This window comes from Lactobacillus nasalidis (assembly GCF_016587775.1).
Lineage (GTDB): Bacteria > Bacillota > Bacilli > Lactobacillales > Lactobacillaceae > Lactobacillus > Lactobacillus nasalidis.
Genome location: NZ_BOCG01000669.1, coordinates 1 through 13,160, shown reverse-complemented (window position 1 = coordinate 13,160; position 13,160 = coordinate 1). Strand labels below are relative to the sequence as shown.

7 protein-coding genes and 2 pseudogenes are annotated in these 13,160 nt (G+C 45.5%); 6 read left to right on the top strand and 3 right to left on the bottom strand.

Annotation, left to right across the window (positions count from 1 at the left end):
- A pseudogene (locus lacNas_RS12810) lies at positions 1-1,130 on the top strand (hypothetical protein); the annotation flags it as partial.
- Between the two features lie 118 nt (positions 1,131-1,248).
- Here lacNas_RS12810 and lacNas_RS12805 read toward each other — a convergent pair.
- Positions 1,249-5,265, bottom strand: coding sequence for a matrixin family metalloprotease (locus lacNas_RS12805; protein ID WP_201330364.1), 4,017 nt, complete (start codon positions 5,263-5,265; stop codon positions 1,249-1,251).
- Between the two features lie 334 nt (positions 5,266-5,599).
- Between lacNas_RS12805 and lacNas_RS12800 the strand changes: the two genes are divergently transcribed.
- The 4 genes from lacNas_RS12800 to lacNas_RS12785 all read left to right on the top strand — a co-directional run bounded on the left by lacNas_RS12800 (position 5,600) and on the right by lacNas_RS12785 (position 10,997).
- The gene (locus tag lacNas_RS12800; RefSeq protein ID WP_201330363.1) at positions 5,600-6,673 is read left to right on the top strand and encodes an SLAP domain-containing protein; all 1,074 of its coding nucleotides are present in this window, start codon (positions 5,600-5,602) and stop codon (positions 6,671-6,673) included.
- Positions 6,674-7,172: 499 nt separating this feature from the next.
- Positions 7,173-8,396 (top strand): Rib/alpha-like domain-containing protein, encoded by a 1,224-nt coding sequence (locus tag lacNas_RS12795; protein ID WP_201330362.1) that lies wholly within the window; start codon positions 7,173-7,175, stop codon positions 8,394-8,396.
- Positions 8,397-8,530: 134 nt separating this feature from the next.
- On the top strand, positions 8,531-10,294 hold the full coding sequence (locus tag lacNas_RS12790; RefSeq protein WP_201330361.1) for a hypothetical protein: 1,764 nt from the start codon (positions 8,531-8,533) through the stop codon (positions 10,292-10,294).
- A 133-nt stretch (positions 10,295-10,427) separates the two neighbouring features.
- The gene (locus lacNas_RS12785) at positions 10,428-10,997 is read left to right on the top strand and encodes an NADPH-dependent F420 reductase (RefSeq protein WP_201330360.1); all 570 of its coding nucleotides are present in this window, start codon (positions 10,428-10,430) and stop codon (positions 10,995-10,997) included.
- Positions 10,998-11,084: 87 nt separating this feature from the next.
- Here the strand turns inward: lacNas_RS12785 and lacNas_RS12780 are convergent.
- Both lacNas_RS12780 and lacNas_RS12775 read right to left on the bottom strand, forming a co-directional pair.
- A pseudogene (locus lacNas_RS12780) lies at positions 11,085-12,071 on the bottom strand (Gfo/Idh/MocA family protein).
- Between the two features lie 2 nt (positions 12,072-12,073).
- The gene (locus lacNas_RS12775; protein WP_201330359.1) at positions 12,074-12,715 is read right to left on the bottom strand and encodes a ribose-5-phosphate isomerase A; all 642 of its coding nucleotides are present in this window, start codon (positions 12,713-12,715) and stop codon (positions 12,074-12,076) included.
- Positions 12,716-12,901: 186 nt separating this feature from the next.
- On the opposite strand from lacNas_RS12775, the gene lacNas_RS12770 reads away from it, so the two are divergent.
- Positions 12,902-13,160: MurR/RpiR family transcriptional regulator (locus lacNas_RS12770; protein WP_201346926.1), on the top strand; the 259-nt coding region annotated here is incomplete at its 3' end.

Below are 13,160 nucleotides of genomic sequence, written 5' to 3'. Positions count from 1 at the left end.
ATACCATCAGCAAAGTTTCAGTTGCGCTGGCGCTTTGTGGCGCCAGCGCAACTGCCGCAACCGCATTGCCAAAAGCTGACAATGTAATAGCGGCAACTAAGAAAACTGCCAAAAAGTCTACTTCCAAGAAGACCACCAAAAAGACCGCAAAGAAAACCACTTCAAAGAAGTCAGCGGCTAAGAACAGAAAGAAGATTTCCGGTACTTTGACCGTTGTTTCCAAGAATGGCAAGCAGGTGCGCCTCTATGACGATAAGGGCAACGCTACCAAGACCTACAAGAAGAACGGGAGCAAGTTCGTTGTTTACGAACAAGCAACCATCAACGGCCAGTTGATGTACCGAATTGGCTCAAGCAAGCAATGGATTCCGGCCAAGTACTCCAAGGTGACTTTGAAGAAGACCACGACTACTAAGAAGACTACGGCTTACACAACTGTCTATAACAGCAAGGGCAAGCCTGTCAAGATTTATAAGAGAATCAAATCCGAATTTGGCCCAACAGTCGAAACTCATATTAAAAAGGGCAGTGCCGTTGTTGTCCACGGGCAAGGGCCTATCAACGGTCAATTGATGTACAATATTACAACCATGACCAAGAATGGTGATTACACCAAAAAGTACTGGGTCCCAGCCAAGGACGTTAAAGTGGACTACTTCACAGATGTCGATTATGCTGATTACGACACCCACCACTATGGTTCTACTCCGACTAAAGCCAAAGCCAATTATGAGGCTGAACTTGCTGAAACTGAAAACAGCAATCCGAAGTATGACGAGGGGTTAATTTTCTGGGAAGATGCTCACCCACTTGAAATGCTCCGTGAAGAGAGTCAAACTGTTAAAATTGCAAAATCTACGTACGAAAAACACAATCAGACTTATGCTCAAAGACTTGCATATCGTTCAAGAAATGGTTTAGGTTGGACTAAAGAATCCTATACTGCTTATATGAAAGGTGAAGCAGCATATCGTCAATACGAAGCAAAATGGGCAGCTAAGTATCCAAACATTACAAGATCTATGAAAGTGGTTTTGGAAACTGACAGTTATTATAAGAAGTTTAACTTGAATACTTTTGAATGGCACTTCAACGATAAATTCTTTACTGCTAAGAACATCAGAAAATAATTCTAACTACCCATGAATTGAAATATTAGACTCCAAAAAAGAAAAATACATCCGGCAAATCTGCCGGATGCTTTTTTTACCGTTTTTTTCTAGCCCCACAAAAGTGGGGAAATGATTCTTATACGAACAGATCAGTTGGGTGAGTTGGGTCATTTACCAATTCAGGTGCCGCACGCTTAGCGTCAGCATCTGAAATCTCGCCAGTAAAGGCCTTGTTTCCGATAGATGGCGTCATTAATGAATCGTCATCGTCATGGCTAAGCCCAAATACGTGACCAAGTTCATGGAGCAAGGTATTAAAAGTTGCAGTTTTTGCATCAGTGGAAACTTGCCGAATGCCATCGGTGTTGATTTGGACTGTGAACAGAGAGTTCTTCAGCGTATCGCCTGCGGTGATCGTACCGGACTTGTTGTAGACATCTCCAATGCCGTTGCCTTTGAGAATGTCCCTTACGACAGCTGTCGAAAGACCTGCGTTGCTTTCCAAAGTAATGTCGCTTTGTCCTGCCCGCTGGTATGAGCTGATTGCTTCATTGCTTGATGCGGATTCCATAATGGCGACAGTTACGCCCTTCTTGAGATCGCTCACGCTTGTCGTGTAGGTAGCGCTGATCTTGACCTTGTACTTCTCCAGTGCTTCATTCCATTTCGAAATTGCTTCTTCTGCCATCTCAAGCATTGAAGGGTCGGCATAGATTGACATGTCAACTGTCCGTGTCCCGTCAAGGTCTGTTTGCACGACCGGCACTGCACCGTTTAAGCCATTCTGGCTAATTGGCCAAACAGTAACCGTAGATTTGTTCAGTACAGGCGGAGAGGAGATTACCAATTCGGTCTTTGGAACAGTCAATGTCGGCCCGTAGCTAGAGATTTCAATCGTGCCGACAGGAGCTGTTACAGTCCCTGCTTCATCGTTTTGTCTGCGAACGACAAGTGAGTTGCCAGAAGAAGTCTTAACATCGCTGTTCTTGATGCGGACAGTCAAAGAATTCCCAGATGAAGTCTTGACCGTGCTGTTCTTGATGCGGACAGTCAAGGAGTTGCCGGAGGAAGTCTTAACATCGCTGTTCTTGAACCGAACGGTCAAAGAGTTCCCAGAGGAAGTTTTGACCGTGCTGTCTTCAGCACGCTTGACAACAAGCGAAGTATTGCTTGACGTCTTCTTTAACTTCTCAAGCGTTGCCTTTACCAAGTCAAGTGAGAGCTTGCCAGCAATGTTGGTTGGTACTTGGGTGCTGCCGCCGCCAGCCGTCAGATATTCAATGTTGCTTTGAATGCTGTAAGTACCGGCTGTATGTGCCTTGGCAGTGACGTCATTGACCTGTACGGTGTTGAGACCGCCAACAACAGTCGTTGTTGGGATTGAAGGTATTGTGTACTTTGGCGGAGTTGATACTTTGGACAAAGTAGGTAATTCCGTACTGCTTGGCAGAATGGAAACCCCCGCACCGCCGAAGGCAACGTCAAGTGACATGTATGAAGCATCCGAATTCGGTTCACGCTGGGTATAGAAGACTTTGGTGAACTGGTCGTCAATGACCAAGTTGAAATCACTGATATTGTTGTCGTCATTCGTTGACAGGTTGACTTGCGCTGAATTATTCTTCGGTGTCGCAACTAAATACTTATCGCCGTTAATTGTCGTAGTCGATGTGCTCATGTCAGACTTTGCAAGATACATGTTGCCCGAACTGGTCATAATGGTTTGCTTGTCGTCAATGTCGTTGACGGCAACAGGCATTTGGTTAAAGGCATGGTGTGCTTTACCGTAAATCGTATCTGATGTAGCAGACCAGTCAGCATTAGAAACGCCGTCTGGTTGGACAAGCTCAATCTTAGTTTTGAGCCGTAAACCGAAGTAAGGGCCACCCACTTTAGAGACGGACGTTGGGATAAGTTGTTTCTTTGGGCTAGAAGACCCTTGACCGCCTCTGCCGACAGAAGACGATGAAAGAAGCAAACCTTCACCCGTACCACCTGTCCCACTACCGCCAGAGCCATGGAAATCAGCACTAGTATATTGACCGAAAATAACGCCAGCACCAACGTGCAGTTTGTTGTCTTCACCAGCAGATACGGAAAAGATTTTCACAACTTCACCGCCGGAATCCATTGGTAGAAGCCAATTAGAAAGCGGATTGCCATTCTGGTCAGTCAAAGTCATCGTAACCTTGACGTCAAGACGCACGGTTTTGTCTGTTGCGGTGTCATAGTAGACAAAGGCATTCGGAATTGTAATTGCTTGAGTTGCAGCAGTCCCCATTATCATTGCGGTGACGTAACTCTTGTTAATCTTATATTGATGTAAGTAGTCGTAGTACCATGGGTTTAGGCTTTTGACCGTACCGATACTATTGTCGTACAGCCAACGACTTTTACCCCCCGAACCTGGGTCAAGATTATTGAAGTAATCAATAAAGTCGTCGCCGATGCCAGTATGCCAGGTATTATCGTTTTTCTCCCAAGTTGCCTTTTTCAAGTTTCCGTTCTTCCAAATGAAGCCGAAACTGTTGCTCTTAACGTCCTTGTCCTTGTTGGCCTTGATTGCGGCAATAAGTGAGTATTGGTCAACGCCAGAATCAACGTAAATGAAGCGAGGGTTGGACGTGTTTGATACCTTGCCCTTGAGATCTTTGATCATTTCAGCAATTTTGGCTTTGCCGGGAGGCGTCAATCCGACCTTTATATCTCGCATATTCCAGTCAATAATATCTCCAGACTGATCAGTACTGCCGGCAAGTTTTGTAACGAGTTCCTTCGCTTTTCCCGATGTCATATCTTGAATGCTGCCAGTAGAGTGAGACTTGGCAAAGGTATTCCAATCAGCGACATCGCTATTGATCGTGCTTGCTGTTGCAGGCAAGTATTTGTCGTCAAACTTTCTTTCGCTGACTTGCTGGCGGGCAATCTTGATTTGAGCAGTAATTTTGTTAAGAATTGCTTCGCCTTCTTTCTTGTCGTCAGCTTCCAATTCCTTGTCGGCCGCCGTAATCTGGCTTTCAAGAGTCGTCAAGGAATCTGTGAACGCAGTCAGCTTTTTCTGGAATTCGCTGTCTTTTTTGGCCATTTCCTTGGCTTCAGCGACAGCTTTTTCCATTTCGGCAATTGCCTTGTCGGTAATTGAGTATGCCTCGTTGATCTTGGCCACAAGAGCATCGTCTTGCGCTTTGGCAGTTGCCAAAGCCGAATTAGTGTCGTCAGTCAAGGTCTTCTTTTCGGTTTCTTTAGTGGCGTCAATGCTGCCGTCTTTTGCGCCGTTGTTGGCGCTGGATGCTTGACCGATGTCGCCAAAGTCGATTGTTTCGCTCGGCCCAACCGTAACAGTAGTAGTGGTGATGCTCGAGTCATTCACGCCGTCTACCACTGCCTGCATCTTGGCCAGCGTGTCCTCACTGACGTAGCCGATCTTCTTGTACTCGTCAATTTCCGCTTGAAGCTTGGCGAGACGATCAGCCTTGTAGGCGGCAAGGGCGTCAACGGACTTGTTCAAAGTGCCTGCTGTCGTCTTGGCGTTTTCAGCAATCTGCTTCATTTCCTTCAGCCAAGTGTTGATGTCGTCAATGTTGGCCAAGGCGTTGGCCTTGTAGGTAGCGGCCTTGACGGCTTCTTGGTTGTTAACAGTGTTCTGCTTTTGCAGATCAGCCAAGATTCTCGACAGTTCCTTGTTTGCTTCATCGATTGAAGATACCTTAGTTGTTGCGGTGACGTTTTGGTCGGTTTTGACCGTATTGATTTTTTGCGTTTCGGTATTGTCAACGACTACGCCGCCAGCAGCTTCAGAATCTTGGCTCTTTCGCTTGATTGCGTCCAAATTGCCCTTAATCCCGTCATCATAGTTCTTGATGGTTGAAGCAGTCCCAGAAATGGTCTGGTTTGCTTCCTTGATCTTGTCGATGAGAGTTCTGTCTTGGTTGGCGGTATTGGCGTCTTCATCGACAATCTTTTGGTTGCTCGCAATTGCACTTTGCATCTTAGTCAAAAGATTTTGCAGATTGCTGATGGTTTCGTCAAGATTTGCTCCTGTAACGTCCTCGGTTTGAAGTTGCCCGGCAATCCCGACAGTACCTTCTGTTGAGTGGTTTTGGGTCTCAATCGTGGCTCTCAAGGTGTTGCATTGGTCAACCAGTGAACTCAAGGTGTCATTTAGAAACTGGGATTCAGGAGGGACCGATAAATTTGAATCAGTTGAATGACGTATGAGTTGACAAAATTACATTAGGCCAATCAGCCACTTGGTGATGACGTCAGTTGAGAGGGGAAAATTAACAGTTGAGCCATCTAAACGCAAATTAACAGAATAAATTCAGACCTAAGGTTAAAAATAATTGGCTAGCGGCAAGTTTTAACAGTAGTAAACAATATCTGCTTTATTTGGGTAAGCCTTATTAAAAAAGTAATTTGACAAATACGACTTTTGGATAAAAAATAAAGTCGTGTAATGATCTAATATTATGTGAGAGGCTAAAATTATGGATAAAAAACTGAAAGTCATCAGTAAGGTTTCTGTTGCATTGGCTCTGTTATGCGTTGCTGTTCCTGCAGAAGCAGCAAATTCAACTGTATTTGCTGCGAATAAGACAGCTAAGAAAACCACTTCAAAGAAGTCAGCGGCTAAAAATAGAAAGAAGATCTCTGGTACTTTGACCGTTGTTTCTAAGAATGGCAAGCAGGTGCGTCTCTATGACGATAAGGGCAACGCTACCAAGACCTACAAGAAAAATGGAAGCAAGTCCACTGTCTACGAACAAGCAACCATCAACGGCCAGTTGATGTACCGGATCGGTTCAAGCAAGCAATGGATTCCGGCCAAGTACTCCAAGGTGACTTTAAAGAAGACCACGACTGCCAAGAAGACTACGGCAAACGTAACGGTCTATAACAGCAAAGGCAAGACCATCAACTGCTACACGCGAAATAGCAAGCGTCAGATTGTTAAAACCTATATTAAAAAGGGCAGTAAAGTCGATGTTTGGGGGCAGGGGCCAATCAACGGTCGGTTGATGTACAATATTTCACGTCTGAATGAACATGGTGAATATGCAAGGGATGCATGGGTACCAGCCAAGGATGTTCAGGTAGATTACTTCAAGGGTGTTCAATTCATTGACTACTGTGGCAGTGGCACTCCTGCTCAAACAAAGGCCAAGTATGATGCCAACCTTGCTGAGATCGAAAACAATGACAGCAGTAGTGGTGAAGCGACGTGCGAATGGTTCGAAGCGCACCCACTTGAAAACCTGCGCGTATGGAGTCAGGATTTTGAAGTATCGAAATCTACATACGAAAAGCATAATCAGACTTACGCTCAACGAGCTGCAGAATTTGGACGAACTGGCGTATTGTTCACTAAAGAATCTTATACGGCTTACATCAAGGGTAAAACCTCTTATCGTCAGTACGAAGCAAAATGGGCTGCCAAGTATCCAAAAATTACAAGAAATGTAACCAAATCCTTTGCTACTGACAGTAAACTCAAGAAGTACAATTTGAATACTTTCGAGTGGCACTTCGACGACAAGTTCTATATCCACTACGAAAAATAATTTCAATCAGACACTCATTACTTTGCTGCAAAATCCATCCGACATTTCATCGGATGGATTTTTATCATGTTTCAACCCTGTTGTGAAAGTAATGTCAATCTTGACCTTGTACTTTGCTAAAAATTATTTCTTCCGTCATCTCGAGCATTTACGAGGTTACTCAGATCAATATGTCGACCATCCGTGTCCCGGCTGTCTGGTAGTTTTGTCCCTTCACCGATGACTTCAATTGTGCCAATTTGCATTGTGTCGGAATTTAGCAGTTGAGCTTCTGAGCGTGAAAAGATGAACACGTATCATATAAGTTTTTTACCATTGATTTCGCTAGATGAACAGAAGAAATACAAGGCAATAATTGTCTTAGTGTCAGGCTTTCACTGGCTTTATAGGAGTTTGCTTGCTTTGAAACAGTTTTATTAAATAGCAATTTGACAAATCTTTCATTTGGATTAAAAATAATATTGTGTAATGATCTAATATTAAGTGAGAGGACAAAACTATGGGTAAAAAACTGAAAGCGATCAGTAAAGCTTCCGTTGCTTTGGCACTGTTAGGTGCTGCCGTTCCTTTAGAGGCGGCAAATTCAACTGTATTTGCTGCAAAGAAGAGTAACAAGAAGGCAACAAAGTCTACTAAGAAGGCTAAGACTAGCAAGAAGAGTACTAAGAAGGCAAAAACGGCCAAAAAGAGTACAAAGAAAAAGGCTGCCAAGAAGACAACAACTAAGAAAACGGTAAAGAAGTCCACCAAGAAAACAACAAAAAAGGTAGTGAAGAAGACCACTAGCAAGAAGTCAGCTAAAAAGACCACTGCTAAAAAGCCGGTGACGAAAGTAGTAAAGAAAACAACCACTAAAGCACCTGCTACGAAGGTCATTAAGCGCCAGACCATGGCAGATAAGTACCAGCCAAAAGTTAAGAGTGGTACGGTTAAAGTAGATTGGGGTGCGGATGTTACCCTTCCTTATGGTGACTACGTCCCCCAAAACTTTATTACCAACACGTCTTCTTTGCCATACGGTGTTGAATATAAATATTTAGATGCTGTTAATACTAAAAAAGGTGGTACCTATACTACAAGAATTCAAGCTACATACAGTGATGGTTCAAAAGAAGTTGTTGGTTCGGTAACCTTTGTTGTACCTACTACTGATGTTGATAAGTATCAGCCGACCGTACATGATGTGACTCTTGAGTATGGGGCTGATTATTCAGTCCGGAATGACTTTATTACTAATCCGGCCAATTACTTCCCTAATGATCCAGCCTTGCCACAGTTTGAGTCATCACTTGAAAAAACAGATTTTGACTTGAAGACTGATTCTGAAGATTCATTTTCCGTTAAAAAGCCGGGGACCTATACAGTCCACGTAAGAGTGACTTATCCTGATAATACATACGAAGATACCAATAAATTTAAGATTACGGTACTTCCGTCACAAGCAGACACGATTAAGGTTGCGCCAAAAGCTTCTAGCTTTACGGTTTCTTCATCTTCAGCTTTGGAATACTCGGATGATGATTTAATGGAAAATGTATTAGTTGATCCAAGTTTCTTTTTAACGAATGCTTCTGCATTACCTAAGGGTACTGTAGTATCTTTTAATGGTTCTTTGGATACTACACGTACATTAGGTCCAGGAAAATATGAGGATTACTTGACCGTATACTTCCCAGACGGAAGCGAATATGACACCGACAACTTCATCGTTAACGTCAAATAATCCCAATAATCCAGTCCACTTTCGGACTGGATTATTTTTATCCCACAAATCCCGGCGTCCCACATTTCCTCCCCAGATCGGGTAAAATAGCTTTAGACGCAATAACGTATTTTACAAAAAGTTGAAGCTTGACCATGCAAAAAACAGTAATCACTAAACTCAAGAAAATCGGCCTGTCAGAGGAGTCGATAGACTTCCTTCTCCAGTTCTATACTGGCGCGGTTAATGCATACGGGATCATCTCTCTTGAGGACCTGTACGGCTTGTACAAAGGCATCAAAAGGCAGAACCATGACTACCCGGAAATCACATTTGACCAATTCCTCACTTTCGGCGAAGTCACAGGCAGTAAATTGCTTGAGCATTACGCTATATTCAGTCCAGAAATCATAAACAAGTACTGCAATGATTCTGGCATCCCCTTAACCAGCCCACTATTGGTTCATGAAAATGTTGCCTGGAAAGAAGACAGTATTCATGAAATCTGGTACCTCTATATGGAACTCTGCGAATTCAGCAGCAAGTTCTACTTGACTCCTAACGACCTCTGCGACTTTGCTGAGCACAAAGAAACAGCCGACGACCGGGCTTTTCAAAAAATTCTGGCAGAGCTGAAGGCCTTTGGCAAACCGCTTGATCAGGTGGAAAGTCAGATCTATCCAAACGACACTGGCCTAAACGAAATCACCAAGTTAGTGACCTATGCCTACCAAACCAGCCCAGGTAATTTGGAGGCAACTTCAGCAGAATTTGAAAATCTCTCCTTATTCTACCGGCTTGACTATGGCAAGCACACTTTCCAAGAAATCTGCACGCTGATGAAGCGGGCACTTTACGACCTCCCTTGCTGGGGCCTTGGCGGCTACACTTATGGAAAGATGATGGGGATCCCTAAGGAAGAAATCACAGAGAATGAATATTTTGACGATTCTTTCTATAAAGATGATGACGACCTTTTTGAATTTGATGAAGACGATGACTCATCTGATTCCGGTCAGCAACTTGGCCAGGCGCTTTTAGACCTAGCCAGTGATACTCACCCACACGCCACAATGCGCCAAAAAGCCAGCTACCCTAAGCGTCTGCTCGATAAGACCATGAAGAAGCGGTATGCGGATGCTGGTTTTGACACCGATAAGCTGGACTTCTTGCACAAATTCTTCCAAGCGGCCGTCAACCTCTACGGCGTAATCGAACTTGCTGACCTTGCCCAAATCTACGGAGATATTAAGGGCAAAAATCATTACCCTGACATCAGCGACGATGAATTCATCGCATTTGCTGAACTGGTTCGCCGGGAAAAAGTACCCTACTATGTTTTCGAACAACATGAGCTTTTTAAAAACGGGATCGACTTCGAATTTGAACGGATACTTGTGAATGAAGACCTGCTGGGTCCAGATGGCTTAAAAGCACTGGAAGGCGTCTATAATGTCTACTTCAGCGAATACGCAAGTGAGTACTGGGAGCCAGAAGACATGCTGGCTTATTCCGGCCACCAGCAGGAGAAAGAAGAGCTGGACATGCTGGCCTACTTTACGCAATTAGGAAGCAGGGATGCCAAGATCGTCAGCCTGGAAAGCAAAGATTTGGCCAGAAAGATCGTTGACCACTTCCTCTGGACGAGCAAGGGCGGACTTGAAGATGCTGACCCAATTCCTAAAGAGGAGTTCCGCCAGCTGCTGGCTAATAGCGGCAAGCCACTTAACAAAGAGGTTGAAGATAATATTTTAGAACTGATCCACAGCTATGACAAGAACCGGCACGTTTATGTCCTTAAGGGTTGGACAACTGATGAGTGGAAGTCCAAGCCAGAAATCCATGGCGAGCAAGTACAAAGAGTCAAAGCCATGCAGGCTCTTCTGGACATGATAAGAAAGCACAAAGATCACGAATAAACCTAATCCAGTCCACATCGGACTGGATTTTTATTCTTCCTAACTTTTTGTAAGAAAAGACTTGACTTACTTTTGGTAAGCATGTATTATTATGATTAACAACTAACAAAAAGAAAGCAACGAGGTAACTCCAATGAAAGTAACAATCTTTGGCAAAGGCAACATGGGGCAAGCAATCGGCAAGAACTTCGAACTGGCCGGCAACGAAGTTGAATATTTTGGCAATGGTGACAAGGCAGAAACTCTTGGTGACCTGATCGTCATGGCTGTCCCATTTGGCGCTTTGGAAAGCATCGCTGACCAATACAAGGATGAGCTGAAGGGCAAGACCGTCATCGACATCAGCAATCCTCTGAACTTCGACACCTGGGATGAGCTGGTCGTGCCAGCTGACTCATCCGCCGCACAATTGCTCCAGTCCTGGCTGCCTAACTCCAAGGTAGTCAAGGGCTTTAACACGACTTTTGCCGCAACTTTGCAAAGCGGAAAAATTGGCGACCTGCCAACTACGGTTCTCCTGGCCAGCGATGACCAAGCAGCTAAGGAAAGCATCAAGGAAGCTTTAGCTGGCAGTCCTTTGCGGGGCCTGGATGCCGGTGCCTTGAAGCGGGCAAGAGAACTGGAAGCTACTGGTTTTCTGCAAATGACCCTGGCAGCCAGCGAACAAATCGGCTGGACCGGCGGTTTCGGCATCGTTGAATAAGCAATGGCATGTAAAAAGAGTGAGTTCTTCTGAACTCACTCTTTTCTTGTACCTAATTTGTTGAGAGGGGAGAGGACTTATTCTAAACTAGTCCTGGTCATCCGGGAACCGCATCCCCCATTGATCCCGAACTGCCGTCAAGATGTGCATCACGTCTTGGGAAGTTTGCAGCTCGCCATCGTCATGTCCTTGATCCAGGTAGCGCTGCATGTCAGCTACTTCGTAGTCAAGCGCCTTGTCGCTTTCACCAGCAGTGATCGTTTCCTTGCGTTCCTCATGAGCCGAAGCAGTATAGGTCACTTCAGCCTGCATAGCCCGCGGGTAGTTGCTGATCTCAACATAGCCCTTGGTGCCTGAAACGACGCCGCGCTTTGGCTGCTTGGCCCGCATGGACAGAGCCATCACGGCCAGCTACTGGCGGTCGTTTTTCAAAATAATGCCTGATTGTTCATCCACGCCCGTTTCAAAAAACTTCACCGTCGTCAAAATATTGTTTGGCATTTCATCCAAAAAGCCCCGGGCAAAAGCTGTTGCGTAGCCGCCAATATCCAGCAAGCCGCCGCCGGCCAGGTCCTTGGAGAAGAAGCGGTTGGTTGGATCATAGTCCTTCAAGCTGCCGAAGTTGACCTGGACCAGCTGGATTCTGCCCAATTTCCCGGAAGCGATCAATTCCTTGACCTTGCGGTAAATCGGCATGTGGTAGAGAGTAAAGCCTTCAGTCAAGATCAAGCCCTTTTCCTTGGCCAGGCTGACCAGGTCACTCAGCTGCTTTTCATTGATCGTGATTGCCTTTTCGCAGAAAACGTTCTTTCCGGCCAAAAGCGCCTTTTTGGCGTATTGGTAGTGGAAGTTGTGCGGCGTAGCGATATAGATGACGTCAACGTCCGGGTCCTGGATCATTTCATCTGGATCCGTGTACAGCTTTCTAACCCCTTTTTCCTTGCCAAACTTTTCCAAAGCTTCTTTGTGCGGGTTGGCTGCGGCGTATACTTCGCCGTTTACCCGCTTTAATGCATCTGCCATTTCTCCGGCAATCCAGCCGGTTCCGATGATTCCCCAGTTATAGCTGCTCATTTTTACAAGTCTCCTTTATGAATTTCAACTGCTTTACCGTCTTGAACAGTGATGACGGAAGTTACTTCTTTGTCAAACAGGGATGAGGAAAGGACCCCGTTGAAAGCGACCAGCTGCCGGTTCAGTTCCAAAATATTGTCCCAGTTGGCCGCGTAAAGATCCAACAGACTGTTGCCCAGCAGGCTCTTTTCCTTGCGCAAGTCTGCCTTTAAGCCAAGGTCGCCGGCAAAAGTCCGGACCTGCTTGATTGCCGGTTCGGCAACTTCCAGGCAGAGCTGAATCTCTGGGTCAAGCTCTGGACGGAGGCGGCCTGCTGGCAAAAGCAAGATGTATTCTGCAGCTTCTTGAGCCGCTACCTTTTCAAAAAGATGGATCCCGCCCTTGCTCTTGAGCGCTCTTAATGAATAGTCCACGCTGTCGGCGCCGTCAAAGGCCAAGTCGACCGGGTCTGCCTCTTCGGCCGGCTTGATTGCCAGGCCCAGCTCCGTCCCTAAGTCTCTGGTAGCGGCCGAAGGGGAGTAGAGGTCAAGGTCAGTCCGCGAAGCCAGTGCCCGGGTCAAGTCAGCCACATTGCTGCCGCCGCCAAGCGACACCTTCGCCCCCGGCTGGATTTTCGTGAGTGCAAAGTCCGAAACTAAAGTCATTTTTTGCTCCTTCTTGTAAATTATTTTCTAGTTTGTTTGCAATATGAAATTTATTTACAAGATCATACTAAGCGTTTCAGCTGGCAAAGTCAATAAAATCTTTTACATATTTTTGATAGGCGTGAAATTCTTTTACAAAACTTGCTATAATATGTCAGAGAAGAAGGCAGAAAGGCAGCGAGGACCATGGAAGAAAACATCATCGAACAAATCATCAGCCGCAAGCCCGTCATGTCGCCCAGCGACCAGAAGGTTGCCGGCATAGTCTTGAAGCAGCCTGAGGAAGTGGTCAACTACACCATCTCCCAGCTGGCATCGGCTGCCGGTGTCAGCGGCGCTTCAGTTACCAGATTCTGTCACAATCTGGGCCTGGCAGGCTTTCACCAGCTCAAGGTGAGTCTGGCCCGGGTCAACTCCGCGCCTTCAGCCTTGACTGAGCTGGAAG

What these genes read in the sequence shown, in the direction of transcription:
- lacNas_RS12785 (WP_201330360.1), top strand. Translation starts at nt 10,428, where the DNA reads ATGAAAGTAACAATCTTTGGCAAAGGCAACATGGGGCAAGCAATCGGC.
- lacNas_RS12795 (WP_201330362.1), top strand. Translation starts at nt 7,173, where the DNA reads ATGGGTAAAAAACTGAAAGCGATCAGTAAAGCTTCCGTTGCTTTGGCA.
- lacNas_RS12790 (WP_201330361.1), top strand. Translation starts at nt 8,531, where the DNA reads ATGCAAAAAACAGTAATCACTAAACTCAAGAAAATCGGCCTGTCAGAG.
- lacNas_RS12775 (WP_201330359.1), bottom strand. Translation starts at nt 12,715, where the DNA reads ATGACTTTAGTTTCGGACTTTGCACTCACGAAAATCCAGCCGGGGGCG.
- lacNas_RS12800 (WP_201330363.1), top strand. Translation starts at nt 5,600, where the DNA reads ATGGATAAAAAACTGAAAGTCATCAGTAAGGTTTCTGTTGCATTGGCT.